This is a genomic window from Akkermansia sp. N21116 (assembly GCF_029854705.2).
In the GTDB taxonomy this organism is placed as follows: Bacteria; Verrucomicrobiota; Verrucomicrobiia; order Verrucomicrobiales; family Akkermansiaceae; genus Akkermansia.
Genome location: NZ_CP139035.1, coordinates 768540 through 787212, shown reverse-complemented (window position 1 = coordinate 787212; position 18673 = coordinate 768540). Strand labels below are relative to the sequence as shown.

The following is an 18673-nucleotide window of genomic DNA, read 5'->3' as shown; positions in this document are numbered from 1 at the left end:
TGTCAGCGCCATGCCCTTTCGCTACACCAGGGATTCTCAACCCTGGCTTCTTCGCTGAAAACAAGCACGGCGCGCGTCACGACCTTCCCTTCCCCATTTCCTCCTCCAAACGCTCCCTCTCAGACAGGTTGTCCTTGTGCTCGAAATCTCGCTCACCTCGCGGCTCGCTCAACCCCTCGCATCTCGGCGTTTCGGAAGTCATTCCCTTTGACAAGCTTCTCTCCGCTCCGGACAAGCGCCCCTTTCTCGGAACCTTTTCCTTCGCTCTCACCCGGCCGGCCAGCCCTCCGTCCCTCTCGCTTTCTTCAAGCTCCGGGTCGTTGCAGGTCTGCCCTTTCGGCGTGATCCCCTCGGTTGGGGTGCCGAGAAATCTACATGAATCCCGGAAAACGTCAACATCTTTTGAAAGTTTTTTTCTCCACCAAATCCTCATCACCTACAAAATACTCTCGATATCAATCAGATATAAAAAAATTATTTTTCTCCAACAACTCTGCCGTTTATACGATTCACGGTTCGTTTCCACTCCAGACTGTATCTTTTTCCATATTTTGCCTGCCTTCTTGACCCAAGGCACAAAAACAGCCATGATAGAGGCCATGGAATTATTGTCCCTCCAGGAATTGATCGCTCTTCCCGCCGACTCTCCGATAGCCGCAGAAATTCATGTTCAATTGACTCAGTGTCTGAAAAAGACGACTCGGAACAACAAGCCTTATCTGGACGTCACCCTGGCCGACGGAGAACAATCCCTGACGTTGAAAGTCTGGGAGGACAAGCCATGGTTCACCGATTTCATCCAGTCCCAGCCAAAATCTTTCCTCTCCATCAAAGGAATTTGGAATAAAAACAGTTACGGGCACGAGGGCAATGATTTGCAAATCCGCCCCCTCTCTCCGGAGGAAACCGATATGCTTTTTTTAGGCAGTCCGGAGTTGAAGAACAAGCAGGATCGCGACTGGGAATCTATCGTGGAGCTGATAGGCAGCATGAGCGACCCCCGCTTGCATGCTCTTTGTACCCTATTTTGCACCAAATTCAGAGATCGACTGAAGAGAACGGCAGCCGCCCGCAACTACCATCATGCCCGAAGGGGAGGAATTATCGAACACATCGGGGGGATGATGCGTTGTGCTCACGCGGTTTGTTCCGTGTATCCGGACTTAAACCGCGACCTCGTTCTTGCCGGATGCCTCTTCCACGATTGCGGAAAACTCTGGGAAAATTGCTATCCCGAAGGCGATTTCTCCATGCCTTATACGGAAGTAGGCGAACTGCTCGGCCACATTCCATTCGGCATTGAACTGGTCAATAAACTCTGGGCGGAGATTATGGACAGCCCGGAAAGTTCCGGATGGCTGGCTCTTGACCCTCCATCGGCTCTCGTACGCCTGCACCTCCTGCATATGATTGCTTCCCATCACGGCGAGCTGGCTTTCGGCTCCCCCGTCCCCCCCAAGACACCGGAAGCAGCTGTCCTGCACTACATCGACAACCTTGACGCCAAGGTGGAAATGTTTCGTTCCGCCTACACGACGAGCGAACAACTCTCCCCCCATGTCTTCCAGCGCAAAGCTCCGTTGGCAGGCAACGAAGTCCTCCCTCTGCCCGCCTATACAGAACTTCCCCCGGCACCCGCATACACGGAACCGGAGGAAGAACCAAACGGGGAAACCTTATTCTGACAAAAGCGCCTCATCACTCCTTCAGACACGGAGCGTTTCGACGGCCGTTGCCATTCTTTCCAAAGCATCCAGCATGGAGCTTCGCTGGGTGCCGAAGTTAAACCGTACACACTGGGGAGACCCGAAATCTGCACCATCGTTCAAAAAAACACCGGCTTTCTCTATGAAAAATTCCTGCGGATTGGAAAGCCCCAGTGCCGAGCAATCCAGCCAAGCCAGATAAGTGGCCTGCATCGGCACCATACGAATATCAGGCATGCGTTCGGACACGAACGCATAGAGAGTCTCGCAATTTTTCCGCAGGTAAGCCAGCAGGGCATTGCGCCAAGGTTCCCCCTGTGAATAGGCGGCACGGGCGGACAGGTAGGCGAAACAGTGGATGGAGGGCTGGAGATGGTCGCGCGTGCGATCAAATTTCTTCCGTAATTCCGGGGATGGAATCACAACCATGGTATAGCCGATACCGGCGATATTGTAAGTCTTGCTGGGCGCCGTCATCATGATGGTACGCTTGAGGTAGCGCTCCGGCAGAGAAACAGCCGTCTCGTGAGTGACCGAGGTATCCATCATGAGGTCACAATGGATTTCGTCCGAGCATAGAATCAAATCATGGCGTTCGCAGAAGTCGGCCACACGCAACACTTCCTCGCGCGACAAAACTTTCCCCAATGGATTCTGAGGATTGCAGAGAATGAACATCTTCGTGTCCGGGCGTACGGCTTCTTCCATGGCATCCCAGTCGAACAACCATTCTCCCGCTCGGAAAATATGAGGAACTTCGATAGACTCGCATTTGCCATGGGCATGCGCATGACGGATCGGAGGATACACGGGCGTACAGCACATCACCGAGTCTCCGGGATCGCACACGGCCATGACCGATGTGCTCAAGGCCGGAACGCAGCCTCCCATGTGCAGGATCCATGAAGGATCAATATCTGCGCTATGGTTACGCTTCATGTAGGAGACAAGGACGTCCGCCATATCGTCGGGAGGCAGGGTGTAACCGAACACGCCGTGCTCCACCCTGTCCTTGAGGGCATCAATGACACAAGCCGGAGATTGAAAATCCATATCGGCAATCCAGGCCGGCGTCGTTTCGGGATGAAGATCCCACTTGACGCTGTCGGTTTTCCGACGGTTAATACAGCATTCGAAAATAGAGTCGTCGATATTATTGTGCATTGGTTTTTAATGATTCAAAAGTTGACTGCCACAACGCAGCAAAACGGTTGCCGAACTCACGGACAAGATCGGCCTCCCTCTCCGGGGGGGGCTGAATTTCACGTGCGAGGCAAGTCATCCTCACCCCCTGGATTCCACACGGGGTAATCCACTCAAAAGGAGGTAAACTGGAGGGAAGAATATTCATCGCAAAACCATGCATGGAAACCCACTTCCTGACACCCACTCCAATGGAGGCGATTTTCCTGTCCTCCACCCACACCCCGACAAGCCCTTCCCTCAATCCGGCAGCAACCCCCCATTCGGAACACGCCGCAATCAACGTTTTTTCCAAACTCTCCACGTATCGGTGCAAATCACGGTCAAAGGCATCCAAATGGAGAACCGGGTACCCGACAAGCTGACCAGGGCCATGGTAGGTCGCCTGGCCCCCCCTGTTGATCTCACGGACAGGATAGGGAAGATGAGCCGTGTCACGAAGACTCGTCCGGTCACGCGTCCTGCCGATCGTATAAACGGGAGCGTGTTCCAGAAGCAGCAAGTCGGGCTCCTTGCCGGGACATGCCTGATGTTCGGTAACAAGACTTTCCTGCAATTCGAAAACCTCGTCGTAATCACGCAATCCGGGTAACCAAACTACATTCATGAACCCAGAAAAACCAAACAAGCATTAACGACACCCCAACGCCGTCTTATATTGTAGAATCCCAGAACAAATGGATTCGGCAAGGAAATCCCTATAACTTTCCGTGCGAGCCAATGTCGCTTCCCGAGCATTGGAAAGAAAGCCACATTCCACCAAGATAGCTGGATGCTGGATCGTGCAGAGCACCGAATATCTGGCGCGCTTGATCCCGCGGTCAAACGGCCTCATCCCCTTGGTGACGGATTTCTTCCCTCTTATCAAATTCCCCTGTACAGCCGTTGCTAACGCAATATTGGAACTATCTTGCGAATTACCGGCAAGCGCTTCCCGACGCACATTGCGGGACATGGAGGAAGATGTCCCGGCCGGAGCCAAGGTAAAGGTTTCAATGCCATTGGCAGAAGACGAGCCGTCATTGAAATGGATGCTCACAAACACAGCATTGCGGTAACGGTTGGCAATTTGTACGCGTTCCTGAAGGGTCAGATAACGGTCAGTCTCTCGTGTCATGACCACCTTGTAACCAGCCTTGAGCAATTTACTGCGTAAAAGACGCGCAACTTGAAGATTAAGGTCTTTTTCCAAAGACACTCTATTTCTGGCTCCACTGTCATGACCTCCGTGTCCCGGATCAATTATTACAGTATCCAGCATTCTGCCATTACGAATATATTTAGGGCGTAGAACCGGATCGACAATCTTCGTCACATCAATCCGCGAAATAAGAAGCCCTTTGACCGGATCCTCAGCAATCGGATAGGAAAGTACAAATTTGACACCGTTCATGTACATATCCTGAGAGGCAGGTCGTACCTTGAGCCGATACTTCTTCATTTCGTACACCCGCGAGGAACCTTCCTTTTTCTCCAGAGAAAACCCGTAGAAGGAGCGCAAACTGGACATCGTCACGTAGGAGATCCCATTCTTTTCGACAAAGTCCCACCCCAAGGCACGTGCTCCCATTGCCACAAGAACCAGGGCAACGCAGCAAAAGACCATGAATGTATGTCTGAAACCTGCCATACGGAGAGAGATTGACTAAAATTATCGTTTTTCACTTCCTGCCTCAAGAGGAAAATAAGAGCTTTCACAAATTTCACGGCTTGATTTCTTAAAAAATATACAGAAATATGCAAATGTGAGCATTCCTACAAACCTTGAAGCATTCAGGAAGACCGTTCTGACAAGGCCTCTCCTGTTTGCCGCCTTGGCGCTAGTTACGGGAATTATGGCCGGAAACGGTTCCCGGGGATGGATTGCCGCAGGCCTCCTGATTTCCTTTTTTCCCATAGCAGTCAGCCAATGGAGGCTCGCCATCCTCTGTCTTCTCTGCGTCCTTGCCGGATGTCTGCGGATGGACAGTCTTCAGAGGCAATCGGCCATGTCGTTCACATCCCGCCTGAACAATCCGGATACCATTACCTCAGTCACAGGATCCATTACAAGAATCTACACCTCGACAGCATGGCTGGAAACCGATGACAACCATGAAAAGCTGGAAATCCGTTTCCCGGAAACATCTTCCCCATCCATCGGAGAACACTGGACCTTCCGGGGCATGGCTATTCCTATTGATCCTCCCCGTACTCCGGGAGCCTTCGACCGCCGCTCCTGGCTGCTCAGCAATGGAATCGCTTGCCGGTTCAACGCCTTCGAAGGAAGTCTGTCCGGAAAAGGACATTTCAAAAGCCGGCTACTGGCCCTCTCCGAAAAATGCCGCCATGCCGTTGCCGGCATTCTATCCGAACACGGAGCCAGGAAAGACATCCCGACGCAAATTATGATTTCGGTGCTCCTCGGGGATAAAACATCACTTCCGAACGATGTCATGGACGACTTCCGCACCAGTGGCAGCCTCCATATTTTCGCAGTCAGCGGACTCCATGTCGGCCTGGCCGCCGCCATCCTCTTCTTCTTTCTCTACCTCCTGCCCATTCACCCGATCAAAGCCAAAGCCCTCTCTCTGATTTTGCTGGCCGTGTACGTATTCATCACCGGCATGCCAACCTCCGCCGTCCGCGCCTACATCATGATTGCCTTTTTCGTGCTGGGAATGTGTCTCCGCAGGGAAACCCATCCACTCAACACCCTGGCCCTGGCAGCCATCGTCATCCTGTGCGTAGATCCACGGCAATTATTCACCCCCGGATTCCAGCTTTCCTTTCTGATTTTCGGAGCTATTGTCCTGACTGCCGGACTGGAAAACCGCTTACGGCCCTGGTGGAATCCCGATCCCTTCATCCCTCCCAGAATCTACTCCGCCACAGAACGATTCCTCGTCCGCCAGGAACGCAACACAAGATTGATTCTGGCGGTTTCCTTTGCCTGCTGGCTGGTTTCCATTCCCATTACTGCCGTTCACTTCGGAACGTTCAACTTGTATTCTACGCTAGCCAATCTCCTCATGGCGCCGTTCCTCGCTCCCTTGATGGGATTCAGCATATTAAGCATCCTCATGCACTGGCTCCCCATGGCCTCAGCACTATTCAACGCCTGCGCCCGCGTCCCTGCCGCCATTCTGCTCTCCGTCTCGCAATGGATTGCCGGCCAACCCAATGCCCTTATGCCCTGGACGAACGGAGCCTCTCCCTCCGAAGCCATCGTCCTGGCTCTGCCGGGACAAGCGTATTGCATCGCCCTAGGCAACCCCGGAATTCTCATCAATTGCGGCAACGAATACGCCGCCCGACAAATCGTCACTCCGGCTCTCAGAACCTGCGGTTTCCTGCCCCGTTACCTGATATTGACACAGGCCTCACTTCCTCTGACCGGAGGCAGACAAGCCCTGTTGCAACAGTGGCCGGACATCCAACAGCTGGATATCTCCCGCATGACAGACACAAAACCGGTCATCCTCCGGCACAAACGCTCCGGATGTTTCACCATTTATCCGGCCCATAAAACCTTCTCCACCGGGATCGCCGCAGACAATACTCCGACCATCCTGTGGGAAAACCACGGGAAACGTCTTCTTTTCATTGGAGATGCCCCCATGAGCAGCCTTCTCATGCTGCCGGAACACTCCATCCACGCGGATGTTATCCTTATCGGTCGCAACCGTCACGATCCTATAGACGCCCCCGAATGGATACTCCGAACCGGAGCCAGGGATATCGTTTGCCTTGGGGAACGGGAACCGGCATTCGACCAGCTTCCCAACTCCGTCAGAATCCATCACCTCACATCACACAATACACTAATAATAAATATGAATCATAATTCTCCATCCGTTACCCCATGGCGAAATAACGAGTTGGGACATGAAATTTTCCCACCTTCAACGGCAGGCCTTTACTCTCTTACAACCGAACCGTAAAGGGTAAATCCCGTCGATTCTTCAATCTTCACCGGCACGATTTCTCCTATCATCGCGGACAAGCCGTCCAGAATGACAGGCTTATTCTGGGACGTACGGCCCGTCAACCTTTCGCGGTTTGTTTTGGACGGGCCTTCGACAAGAACCTCCTGCTCCGTTCCTACCAATGCATTATTGCGCTCCACGGCAATTGCATTGACAACCGCCAGGAGATCCTGATTCCGCGCCTCCTTGACACGTTCCGGCAATTGTCCGTCCATCTCGGCAGCGGGCGTTCCGCGACGGGGAGAATAGCGGAAAATAAAGGCGTTGTCGTAGCGGATGCGCTCCACCGCCCGGCGCGTTTCCAGATAATCCTCTTCGGTTTCACCGGGGAAACCAACAATAATATCCGTCGTAATCGCCAGATCAGGTCGTGCGGCTCGCATTTTTTCGCATAATTCCATGTAGGCTTCATTCCTGTATGGACGGCGCATAAGCTTCAGGATGCGGTCGCTTCCGCTCTGCATCGGAAAATGGATGTGGCTGCACAGTTTAGGCAAGTACGTATACGCCCGAACCAAGTCGTCACGGAACCCGATGGGATGTGGCGACGTGTAGCGAATGCGTTTCAGTCCCTCAATGTCGTGGATCCGTTCCAGCAGACGGACAAAAGCCGACTTGCCTTCCTCAAGGCCGAATTGGCGCCCGTACCTGTTGACGATCTGTCCGAGAAGGGTGACCTCTTTGACCCCGTTGTCCACCAGCATCTTCACCTCATCCACCACGTCGCCGATCGGACGGCTGCGCTCCGCCCCGCGCGTGTACGGAACGATGCAGTAAGAACACTTCATGTCACAACCCTGCATGATGGAAACAAAAGCCGAAGAACGGACACCGGGATCGACATGGTCCCGGATGGCATTCTGGGAATCCTCCTCCTCGTCTACATCACAGACGTGGGAACCCTGAAGGGAAAGCGCCAGATTATCCATCCGGCGTTCAAGACGGCTTTTCAGGATATCGTCCACATAGCGGAAAACCTTGTGGTACTTCTGCGTCCCGATGACGAGATCCAGATGAGGGAGTGATGAGAACAACTCATCCCGGCGGCTTTGGGCCATACACCCCATCATGGCATAGACGACATGGGGACGGTTTTTCCGGAACTTGCCCATAATGCCCATTTTCCCAAGAGCCTTCTGTTCCGCCTGATCACGCACCGAACACGTATTGATCAGGATGGCATCAGCCTCTTCCTCTTGATCCGTAATCGTATAGCCTCCCTGAATGAACATGCGGGCCACCTGTTCGGAGTCGCGCTCGTTCATCTGGCAGCCGTATGTCTTGATGTAAACCTTGGGCATGGAAATGGAAAGTTTGGATTCTTCAGCCGCGTACAAGCGTCACGACGCATTCCAGATGCTTCGTCTGCGGGAACAAGTCAAAGGGCTGAACGGACGTCACCCGGTAACCGGCTTTGTCAAATTCCGCCAAGTCACGTATCTGGGTTGACGGATTGCAGGACACATAAACCACCTTGGCCGGGGCAAATGCAAAAAGCTGGGTCAGGAAGTTCAAATCGCATCCCTTCCTGGGAGGGTCGATGACGACAGCCGTCTTGCCGGACGGAAAAGTCACCTGTTCGAAAATGGCACTCGCATCCGCGGCAAGGAACTCTGCATGGTCGATTCCGTTCGTCCGGGCATTGCTACGAGCCCAATCAGCCGAACTTTCGCTCACCTCAACCCCCAGTACTTTTTTGAACCGGGAGGCAAGCGTCAAGGCAAACAACCCGGAACCGCAATAGGCATCCACCAGATATTCTTCCCCGCCGGAGGAGGCTTCATCTGCCACATACGATGTAAACAAGGGCAGAATGTACGGATTATTTTGGAAGAAGTCTCCAGCCAGGAAATGGAATTCGAGGTTCCCTACCTTTTCGGAAGCGATACTCCCGTTATTGGTAATAACCGTCCCCTCGGAAGCCCTCATCAGGATGGTCGCCCCTTTCTTGAACTGGGATGCCGCTTTCTGATAGTTCTTCCGCACTTGCGGCAAAGCCTCGTTGATACATTCCAGAGCAATTTCACACTGCGGCACATCGACAATATCACGCCGGGAACCAACCCTCAGGAAGCCAATCGGCCCCAGGCCTGCCTGAGAATTCTTCGGCTTGTCGAAATGGGGGGTAATTTTCGAACGGTAGTGATAACGGACGGGCGAGGCTATCGCCGGCTTGACGTCAAGCGTCAGCCCGGCCTGCAAACGCAACAGGTCGGCAACCTGGCGGGTCTTCCACTCCAATTGCTTGTCGTAGGAAAGATGCTGATACTGACAGCCTCCGCAAAAACCGAACAACCTGCATTGCGGCTCCACCCGGTCAACAGACGGAGTCAGTACCTCAACCAAATCGGCGGAGGAACAATTCTTGTCATTGCGCCACACCCTGGCCTTCACACGATCACCGGGAAGGGCAAACGGGACAAAAATCACCCAGCCGTTGTCACGGGCAATGCCCTCTCCGGAATTAGACAATGATTCAATCTCCAATTCCAGTTCATGATGATAAGGGTATGGCTCGGGATGAAATTTTTTCGGGGGTTGTATATCGGCCATGAGTCAATGGGAAAGAATAATCGAGGAGTAGGGAAATGAATCAAAAAGTAGAAACGGGAGAAGGCGAAGCAGCCGCAGGATTGATCTTGCCATCCAACGTCAGAGGCAGAACATCGGGAAGAGTCGGAGTCCGGAGACCGTTCGGAACCTCTCCGGGCAGCGGCCCAGAAGGAATGGCGTAATCATCCGGATCGGCGGACGGATCCCGGACTTCAGAAGGCAACGACAAAATTCCAAGGGAACCGGAAGCCCCCGCCCCCTGGCTGCCGGGCAAGACAACGGGAACCACCCGGCTGTCCTCTCCATCCTTTTTGTCAGGAGAGGCTGCAGGCTGTTCAGGAGCAACCTTCGCCTCTCCATCGCTGGCAGGAGGCGTCTGGTTTGTGGAGCAGGAAGAGAAGGACAGACTCAGCAGTGCTCCGGCAATGAACGTCACGTGTCTCATGAGGCCTGATTGTTGCAAGAGGGAGGCCGGGACGCAACACCAATGTCACTCCTTCATTCATTTTTACCATCAATGCCGGTGAATATGATGGCACGGATCGAAGAGATCGTGTTCAATAGATTCATCCATATGCACCCGACTATGAAAAATGGCACTGTTTACCTGGTAGGCGCCGGTCCCGGAGATCCCGGGCTCATGACCGTCAAGGGCAAAGAATTGATCGAAGCTGCCGATGTCCTCGTTTACGACGCTCTCATCTGCCCCGACATCCCGACGTGGGCACCTTCCGGATGCGAACGCATATACGTCGGCAAGCGCTCTTCCAACCATGCCCTTCCGCAGAATGAAATCAACCGTCTCCTTGTCCGTAAAGCCCAAGAGGGGAAAAACGTCGTACGCCTCAAAGGAGGAGATCCCATGGTTTTCGGACGAGGAGGAGAAGAAGCCGAAGCTCTCCAGCAAGAGGGGATTCCCTTCGAAATCGTTCCCGGCATCACATCGGCCATCGCCGGCCCGGCCTACGCCGGCATTCCGGTCACACACAGGAAGCATTGCACCCAATTCACCGTCTTCACCGGCCACGAATCGCCCGATAAACGGGAATCCATACTTGACCTCGAAGGAATTGCCAAAGCAAGCGGCACCAAAATCATCCTCATGGGCATGAGCCGCCTCGGCGAAATCATGAAAGGCCTCATTGCCTGCGGGCAAAATGCCGACACTCCTGCCGCAGCTATCCAATGGGCCACTACAGGACGTCAGAAAACGGTTGCCGGTTCCGTCAAAACACTAGACCAACTCGTCCGGAAAGCCGGACTGTCATCACCGGCCGTCATCGTCATCGGCGATGTCGTCCAGGAACGCGCGTCTATCAATTGGTTTGAAAAACTGCCACTCTTCGGCAAACGCATCGTCGTCACCCGGACAAGGAAACAAGCCGGAGGTCTCAGCAAAAAACTCCGTTCACTGGGTGCCGATGTCATTGAGCTGCCCACCATCCGGATCACCGATCCGACCGATATCAGGAGCTTCGCTGAAACTGTCGTCGATGCCCACTCTTACGAATGGCTCATTTTCTCCAGTCCGAACGGCGTCGAACGATTCTTCAAAGCCTTCTTCGCCGCTTTCAACGATATCCGCCACATCGGAGGAGCCCGCATTGCCGCCATCGGCCCGGGAACGGCAGCCAAACTTAAGGAATACGGACTTGCTGTCGACCTCATGCCTCAGAAATCCGTTGCGGAAAGCCTGGTCAAGGCCTTCAAAGATGCCCGACCGGAAATCGGAGGCATCGAACACAGGACCATACTGTGGATCCACGCCGAAGGAGCAAGAAACGTCATCGCCACGGGACTTGCCGACATGCAAGCCATCGTCGACGAATGTATCGCCTATAAGACAGTCGCCGAAACGGACGACATCCAGGGAGCCCAGGAACGCCTCCGCCGCGATGGGGCGGATATCATCACCTTCACTAGTTCTTCTACGGCGGAAAACTTCTTCAAGCTTGATCTTCCCTGGCCGGACAAATGCAAGGCAGCCAGCATCGGCCCCGTTACGACCAAGGCTCTTACGGAACTTGGTCATGCACCTTCCATCAAGGCTTCGCAATACGATATCGACGGACTTGTGGCCGCCATCGTCAAAGCCGTCGGCAAGAAGTAACCGTCCCAATCCCATCCCAAGGAAACATAAAGGGCGAAGAGGGTACTCCCTCTTCGCCCTGAAAATGTCGGTACGTTGCAGAAATAGCCTTAACGCAACCCCATGATCTCCAACTCCGCATTATTCTGCGTTCTGGCGATATTCTTGAGCAGCAGTTCCAAGCCTTCCCAGCCGGGCAGCACGGCCAACTGGCGGCGTACCTGGAGGATCTTCTGGAACTCCTGTTCGTTATACAGGCGGTCATCATTACGAGTACCGCTCTGACTCAGACTGATAGCGGGATAAATTCTGCGTTCGGACAATTCCCTGTCCAACCGGATTTCCATATTCCCCGTTCCCTTGAATTCTTCAAAAATCACTTCATCCATACGGGATTCCGTGTCGACAAGACAGGTCGCCAAAATCGTCAGGCTGCCCCCCTCTTCCACATTGCGGGCAGCTCCAAAGAATTTTCTCGGTTTTTCCAGAGCATTGGAACCAAGACCACCGGACATAATGCGACCTCCGCTCTGGTTAGCATTATAGCCACGCGACAGGCGCGTCAGGGAATCCAGAAGAATAACGACGTCCTTCCCCTGCTCCACCAGACGCTTGGCCCGTTCAATCACCAGATCGGAAACCTGGGCATGGCGGCGCGAAGGTTCATCGAACGTAGAGGCAAACACGGACACTCCCACCGTTTCTTCAAAGTCCGTCACTTCCTCCGGCCGTTCATCAAGCAAGAGGACAATCAGTTCAATATCACGGTAATTGGCGTGAATCGAACGTGCGATCGTCTTGAGCAAAATCGTCTTTCCTCCACGGGGTGGAGCCACAATCAAGCCGCGCTGGCCCTTGCCGAAGGGAGTCACCAGATCCAGAACCCGCATCGCCGGTGAATCGATTTCTTTATTCTCCAGAATAATGCGTTCCCGCGGAAACAACGGCGTCAATTTGTCAAAGTCCTTCACGGCGCGATATTCCTCGGCAGGGATACCCTCCACCTCCAGCACTTCGCAAGCAGACAGATATTTGTCATGCGGACGCAACCGGCGCAAACGAACCTTGACCATATTACCGACTTTCAGGCCATGTCTCCGAATCAACTCACCCGATACATAAATATCATCGGGAGACGTGCGAAAACTCTTCACCGGATCACGCAACATGGCATAATTATCCTTGGCCTGCTCCATGACTCCCTCTACAACCAGGTCACGCCCTTCACGCAGATACAAGCGGCCCAATTCAAAAACCAATTGGGATTTCGTCAGTCCGCCGATATTGCGAAGCGAAGTATTTTCGGCCATTTGCTGGAGCTCCGTCATGGAATGCAGCCTCAGTTCATTCACGGAAAGAATGGGCAACGACTCCACAGAAGAGACAGCTTCCGCAATTTGCGAAGGTTGGACACTATCTGCATATTCGGGACTCGCCCCATCTGTTGGGACAATAGTTTCCACAGCTCCCCCCGGAACGGCGTCCTGGACGGGGTCCTCCTGATCAAGGTTCAATTCCTGTTGTTCTTCATTCATGAAAAAAATGATGGTATAAACGTTCTGTCTGGCTGTAGAGGAGAGATTCGGGTCCTTCATTCCAAAGAACCATGTCCGCCCGAGCCAGCTTTACGGATAATGGCAACTGAGCTGAAAGAATCGACTGGATCAATTCACCGCCAAATCCGTTTCGTCTGGCTAAACGCATACGCTGGGTTTCCGGAGATACACCCACGACACATACCGCGTCTTGACCATAATCCGCCCCTCCTTCGAAAAACAGAGGGACATCAATGACAAAACCCTTAACAGCTTCATTCTGCCGCATGGCATCCACCCGTGCAAGACATTCTTGTTGCAGTACCGGGTGGATTAACGCCTCCAGGCGGGAACGTTCCTCCGGATTTCCAAAAACAAGTTCCCGCAACCAGGAACGATTGACGGAACCGTCGACCTGCAGGCAATCCGGTCCAAAGGCTTCCAACAACAGAGGCGCCACACTACCGCTTTCATAGAGACGTCCCACTTCTCTGTCACAGTCAAAACAGACAATCTTCCCATTCCCCAGAGCCAACAAATGCCGGAGAACGGTCGACTTACCGGAGGCCACCCCTCCTGTCAATACAAGCACTTTCATCATCATTGCGATAGATTGGCTTTCTTCTTCCTATCGTTCGGATCACGTTCATCCCACAGAATAAAAAGCAGGCACAGGATAACCTGTGCCTGCCTGCAAAACAAGCCGTATGGCTGGCAATCTCCTTCGATTACGGAACCGGCGGAAGAAGGCCGGAATCAGCTCCACCGATCATGGCGGTATCGCCAGGGGAGGCAGGGGTATCCGAAGCGCCACGACCACGAATCGGCTGGCCGGTAGCATCAATGATCTGACCTGTCACGAAGATCATCAGATTCTTCTTGATGTGGCTTTCGGAATTACCGCGGAAGAAGCGGCCGACAAAGGGAAGATCACCGAAGATCGGTACCTTGTCTTCAACCATCTGGACATTTTCGGAAATCAAACCACCGATGGCAACCGTGTGACCGTCGTAAACGAACAGGCTGGTCTTCACGCTACGAGTGGAGAAGATGGGCTGTTCAATACGGTTATCCGTCAACGTGATGGAAACGGGCTGACCGTCGCTGCCGACACCAGTGGACTGAATCGGACTACCGTAGTTGACGAATCCTTCGAACTCAATAATGGAAGGTTCGAAGCCCATTTCAATCACATAGTCGTTTTCACCGACCTGGGGTTGCACCTTGAGAGTCACACCAACAGGTTTCATTTCGAATTCCGTCGGAGTCGTCGGCGTCACCGGGAACGAGTTCACGGTGGGCTGGCTCGAACCAGTCAAACCGTCGAGAATCGACGAACCACGATAACTATCATTGTAGTTGTTACCCGTGCTCTGGGGAAGTTGCGGGGGTTCGAATGCAGTCGGGTAGATAAACTCGCGAATAATCTGGATGGTTGCTTCATCACCGGGCTTGGCCGTCACGCTGGGAGCCGTCAAAACATCGGAACCCTTCTTCTGGTTCAATCCACGCATAATAGCCTGGAAAGCACCTTCATCGTAAATACCGGTCATGGACAGAATGCCGGGAGCCGGATTAATAGCAGTAGCTTCCGTACGATTCTGAGTACGCAACAAGTTATCGATGCCGTCTCTGGAAATGGCAGCGCTACCGGAGCGGACACCACCTGTAGCGAGACCGTTCAGGTTATTAGCCGAATTGATCGGCCAATTGCCGACATTCGAGTTCGGAGCAGAAACGAAGTCATTGGACGTCAAGCCGGAATTGGAACCATTGCCACCACCGACAAAGAGGGAACGGGAATCATTGGCGGAGAACGGAGTCACCACCCAGTCAAAGCTGAGTTCATCCGTGTTTTCCTGAGTGATTTCCACAAACTTGGTCATGATTCTGACCTGCTTGTTCTTGCCCTTCAGGTTTTCAATCAACTGCTCAACCATATCGAGGTTGGCCGTGGAGTTGCGCACCAAAAGGGTGGAGTTACCTGCGAAGTAGGAAGCAGAAGCTCCATCAGGGAAGGAAACGCCAGCGTTCTTCAACAAGGTCGTCACCGGGGGCCGAGGACGGATGCTGGAGGAACCACCGGATGACGATGTATCGGCAAACGGATCGGCCGCTGCACCGTCTCCGGATTCACCGGAAGCGGAATCCAGAGAGGAAATAAAGTTCGGCGGAACAGTGAACGTACGGGTGTAGAAATCCGTATCATTGCCACCGGCAGGAAGAATAGCGACAGCATAGTCTTCCACCTTATAACGCAGTCCGGCATTCTGGCAGATGAATTTCAGCACTTCGATCATCGGAACGTTGCGCAACTTGAGCTGCTTGATACGCTTGGTCTTGAGCTCAGGAGCGGGAGCGGGAGCGGGAGCGGGTGTTCCGGCATCGGCCCCTTCGGTTCCTTCGTCAAAGGAAAGATCAAGAGAGGTTTCGGTAGGAGCTGGACTGCCGCCAGCCTGGGAATCACTGATCACAAAGTTGATACCGCGTTCGCCATTCGCACCGGGATTATTATCAAGCTGCTGGGAACGGTTTCTCAGGAATTCAATGGCTTCTTCAACAGTCGTGTCCTCAAAATCGACAACAGGAATGATGATCGACTTGAGTTTCATCGTATTGGCCGTAGCACCATATGCTTCCACCGGCTGGGAACCGCTATTGTCGCCGTCTGTAGGCACTTCCAGAGGAAGAGGAGTTTCCCAAGCCTTGGTTACTTCGGCGAGCATTTCGGCACGAGTCTGATCGTAGGCGGCACGGTAGTACTGGTCGCGGCGGCGATCCACCGTTTCCATACCACGACGGGCGGCCGTATTGTACGGATCAATGCGGAGCACTTGCTGGAATTTGCTCTTGGCAGCGTCAAACTGTCCCAAGTCAAAGAACCCGTATGCCATGCGGAGCTGCTTGTTGACTTCTTCCACATCCTTGACGTACTGAGGAGTCTTGGCCGGATTCGTGCGGACAGGATCGTCCAGGTAATCAAGTTCACGCTGGGCAAGCTTGTTGCAGGGGTTGATCTTGAGCGCATCCATGAGAAGCTGGCGGGCTTCGTCATACTGGCCGATCTTCACATACTGCTGGGCAAGGGCAACGCTGGCTTCCCCAATGCTTTGAACAATGAAAGCGCGGCGGGAATCCGTAACGGGAGCCTTGGGCAGAATGTCGAGAGCACGGTTGTATTCATCCAGAGCTTCCTTGTACTTCTGGTCGCGATAGTACTGGCGGCCTTTTTCCAAGGTACTCATGGACTCCTGCGTGCGTTCTTCACGACGAGCCTGAGCCCTGCGGGCGATATCGGACTGACCACCGCCATAGTAACCGGCGGCAGAGGTACCGGCGGCGCTGGAGGCGCCTACGGCTCCGTAGTCACCGGCCTGCACAAAGGGGCAGGAGGCAGCGATGGCCATCAAAGCGATGAGGCTTCGCTTGGAATGATAGAGAGGTGCTTGATCCATAGTTAGGTAATTCTTTTTGCAGATTTTCGAGATTTGTGAAGCTTTTTTTTCAGAAAAGCGCCGATTTGTTTATTATTTGCTCAGGTTCCAGGTTCTGTTCTTGCCATCGATTTCGGCTTTGAGAATAGCCGATCTCGACTTAAGGTCAACGGTTTCCAAAGTGTAAACCGTCTTGTCGTCACCAGGAATCGTGAAAGTTTTTCCTTCTTCAACCTTGATGGTTTCACCAGACTTGGGTCCGGCGGAAATAGTTAACTCAACCGATTTATCTTGGATAACGGCAGGATATTTATTCCCCTTCCGGATCTCGTAAATGGTTCCTGCTTTCGTGGGTTTTAAATCTTCCACGATAGCAACAGACTCATTTTCCTTGATTCCGGTTTTGGACTCAAATTCCTTTTTGGTTACTTCCTTCAACTTGAAGCGCCCCGGATCCTGCACGGCAGGTTTACCTTCTTTGGGCGTGGGCATGGTGGCGTCAACTTTAACGTCTTCACGCCACAATGTGGCACCATTACGCGCCAGCGCCTTGAAGGTGTAGTCGGGAGGCATGTCGTCGGAAGAGAACACGAGCTGATAGCCGGTAGCAGAAAAGCCGGTCAAGCCAAGTTTGGCAATCAGCAGAGGATGACTGTTGGGGTCTTTAGGATTCGTCTTGGCTTCGAATTCCTCTCGAATTGTAAATCCATCTCCATCGGGATCCTGCGTCAGCGCATCGGAAAAACGGAGGATATCCGCCAAGCCGTTCTCCAGGAACCATGTATTGGGAATCGGAGGATGAATGGGAGGTCCGGCATTAATATCGATCGGAGTCGTATCACCAGACTTCAACCACAGTTCCGGAGCAACGAACAGATCGAAATTCTGAGCACCAACCTTGGGACGTTTGATCTCATGATTTTCGTTCAGATAAGCCTCCAGCTCCAAGGACTGATCCACTCCGGGAACGGATACCTTGCTACTGGAAACGGCCGTGTCTACCTTGTAGGTCTCATCGAGATTGACATAGGTCAATGCGCCAACACCGAGACCAGCCAGGCCCAGGATTCCGCCGACAGCAAGAGCTACTTTATCGTATTTTTCTGAAAAAGACATAACTTGATTCTATCGATGGGGGTTATTTGTTCTTGGTTGCAGTTTCGGGCTGTTCAGGGAAGTAGATGAGACTCACGACCAAATGGACATTAACTTTCTCATTTCCCAGTACCTGGCGAAGGATTTCCACCGACTTGGGTGCATCATCCTCTTCATTGCTGTCGGCCGGCCTCACATCACGCTTGACCTCTCCTGTTCCCACTCCTCCGGCCAAAGATATACCGGGAGAGGAAGGTTTGACAGCCGAGGCCGCCGCAGAGGCAGTCTTGGGCTTCTCATAGGAAGGAGGCGTCTGGATTTCATTCTTAACGCGGAGAGCGGAAATCGTGAAGAGATATTGGTCGTTCGTCGTAATATCATTCAGGAACGTAGCCACCGATTGGCGGTCTCCCATAAATGCGACTTCGAAGGTCAACGGCTGCCACAACTCGGAAGAAGCTTTTTTACCTCCACGAGGACGGGCAGAAACTTCCGGCCTGGCGTTACTTTTAGCCTTGGTATCTGCGCCCACTGCTTCAATTGCAAGAGGAGCACGGTACACGCGCATGAATTTGCTCACTCCACTTTCGGCAAGCTTGGTCAGGAAGTAATTCATTCCCAGACGCTCAAAGTTTAACATCGGAGCTGCCGTCGAAGGCGGAGCCGATGCCATATAGGCATTGAAGCCCATATACTGCGCTTCAGGAGTCACAATAATGTTCTTGGCCGCACAGGCATTCTTCCAATCCGCCGTCATCTTTTTCAAGTCATTCTGGAACGCCTGGGCGTCAATATTCTCCAAAACGCAATTTTTGCGGAATGGAGCATAAAGAGCCTCAATAGACGACATGCTTTCCTTGTAATCCTTAAGGATTTCCGACGATTGCTTCAACACCTCCTCAGTAGGAGGCATGACATCCCGGGCCATGGATTGAATGCTGCCTTCCGCCGAACGGATTTTTTGCTGAAGTATTTCGGCTTCCGAATTCTTGGAGATGCCCACGGCGGCAATGCCCGCTACGAGAACAACCCCGATTCCTCCGGCAATAATGGATGCTTTGTTTTCTTTGATCCAACTGCTCATAATAGT

The 18673-nt window shown here is 53.0% G+C and carries 15 protein-coding genes; 3 read left to right on the top strand and 12 right to left on the bottom strand.

Annotation, left to right across the window (positions count from 1 at the left end; genetic code table 11):
• Nucleotides 1-76 precede the first annotated feature (76 nt).
• A complete protein-coding gene (locus QET93_RS02940; RefSeq protein ID WP_322190094.1) occupies nt 77-436 on the bottom strand; it encodes a hypothetical protein in 360 nt (119 codons plus the stop codon).
• Between the two features lie 163 nt (nt 437-599).
• On the opposite strand from QET93_RS02940, the gene QET93_RS02935 reads away from it, so the two are divergent.
• Complete coding sequence (locus QET93_RS02935; protein ID WP_322190093.1) at nt 600-1685, top strand: HD domain-containing protein; 1086 nt, start codon at nt 600-602, stop codon at nt 1683-1685.
• A 21-nt stretch (nt 1686-1706) separates the two neighbouring features.
• Here the strand turns inward: QET93_RS02935 and QET93_RS02930 are convergent, their stop codons facing one another.
• The 3 genes from QET93_RS02930 to QET93_RS02920 are packed head-to-tail and all read right to left on the bottom strand — an operon-like array spanning nt 1707 to nt 4539.
• Nucleotides 1707-2870, bottom strand: a complete 1164-nt coding sequence (locus tag QET93_RS02930; RefSeq protein ID WP_280131548.1) for a PatB family C-S lyase — start codon at nt 2868-2870, stop codon at nt 1707-1709.
• Complete coding sequence (gene lipB / locus QET93_RS02925; RefSeq protein ID WP_280131547.1) at nt 2860-3516, bottom strand: lipoyl(octanoyl) transferase LipB; 657 nt, start codon at nt 3514-3516, stop codon at nt 2860-2862. Before lipB ends, QET93_RS02930 begins: the two co-directional genes overlap by 11 nt.
• A 24-nt stretch (nt 3517-3540) precedes the next feature.
• On the bottom strand, nt 3541-4539 hold the full coding sequence (locus QET93_RS02920) for an N-acetylmuramoyl-L-alanine amidase (RefSeq protein ID WP_280131546.1): 999 nt from the start codon (nt 4537-4539) through the stop codon (nt 3541-3543).
• Nucleotides 4540-4654: 115 nt separating this feature from the next.
• On the opposite strand from QET93_RS02920, the gene QET93_RS02915 reads away from it, so the two are divergent.
• Nucleotides 4655-6832, top strand: coding sequence for a ComEC/Rec2 family competence protein (locus tag QET93_RS02915; protein ID WP_280131545.1), 2178 nt, complete (start codon nt 4655-4657; stop codon nt 6830-6832).
• Here QET93_RS02915 and miaB read toward each other — a convergent pair.
• From miaB to QET93_RS02900, 3 genes are read right to left on the bottom strand one after another with little or no spacing between them, the layout of a single operon-like run.
• Complete coding sequence (gene miaB, locus QET93_RS02910) at nt 6808-8178, bottom strand: tRNA (N6-isopentenyl adenosine(37)-C2)-methylthiotransferase MiaB (protein WP_280125216.1); 1371 nt, start codon at nt 8176-8178, stop codon at nt 6808-6810. The genes QET93_RS02915 and miaB overlap by 25 nt on opposite strands.
• A gap of 22 nt (nt 8179-8200) precedes the next feature.
• Nucleotides 8201-9430, bottom strand: coding sequence for a class I SAM-dependent RNA methyltransferase (locus tag QET93_RS02905; RefSeq protein ID WP_280125215.1), 1230 nt, complete (start codon nt 9428-9430; stop codon nt 8201-8203).
• 40 nt (nt 9431-9470) lie between these two features.
• The gene (locus tag QET93_RS02900; protein WP_280125214.1) at nt 9471-9875 is read right to left on the bottom strand and encodes a hypothetical protein; all 405 of its coding nucleotides are present in this window, start codon (nt 9873-9875) and stop codon (nt 9471-9473) included.
• 141 nt (nt 9876-10016) lie between these two features.
• Between QET93_RS02900 and cobA the strand changes: the two genes are divergently transcribed.
• Nucleotides 10017-11540, top strand: a complete 1524-nt coding sequence (gene cobA, locus QET93_RS02895) for a uroporphyrinogen-III C-methyltransferase (protein ID WP_280131544.1) — start codon at nt 10017-10019, stop codon at nt 11538-11540.
• An 89-nt stretch (nt 11541-11629) separates the two neighbouring features.
• Here cobA and rho read toward each other — a convergent pair whose 3' ends face one another.
• From rho to QET93_RS02870, 5 genes are all read right to left on the bottom strand, one after another.
• Nucleotides 11630-13054, bottom strand: coding sequence for a transcription termination factor Rho (gene rho, locus QET93_RS02890; RefSeq protein ID WP_280131543.1), 1425 nt, complete (start codon nt 13052-13054; stop codon nt 11630-11632).
• Nucleotides 13047-13658, bottom strand: a complete 612-nt coding sequence (gene coaE, locus QET93_RS02885; RefSeq protein ID WP_322190092.1) for a dephospho-CoA kinase — start codon at nt 13656-13658, stop codon at nt 13047-13049. Before coaE ends, rho begins: the two co-directional genes overlap by 8 nt.
• A gap of 124 nt (nt 13659-13782) precedes the next feature.
• Complete coding sequence (locus QET93_RS02880) at nt 13783-16509, bottom strand: Amuc_1098 family type IV pilus outer membrane protein (protein ID WP_280131541.1); 2727 nt, start codon at nt 16507-16509, stop codon at nt 13783-13785.
• Between the two features lie 72 nt (nt 16510-16581).
• Nucleotides 16582-17604 (bottom strand): Amuc_1099 family pilus-like system protein, encoded by a 1023-nt coding sequence (locus QET93_RS02875; protein WP_280131540.1) that lies wholly within the window; start codon nt 17602-17604, stop codon nt 16582-16584.
• Nucleotides 17605-17626: 22 nt separating this feature from the next.
• Nucleotides 17627-18667: an Amuc_1100 family pilus-like protein gene (locus tag QET93_RS02870; RefSeq protein WP_280131539.1), complete on the bottom strand. Its 1041-nt coding sequence runs from the start codon at nt 18665-18667 to the stop codon at nt 17627-17629.
• Nucleotides 18668-18673: the final 6 nt, after the last annotated feature.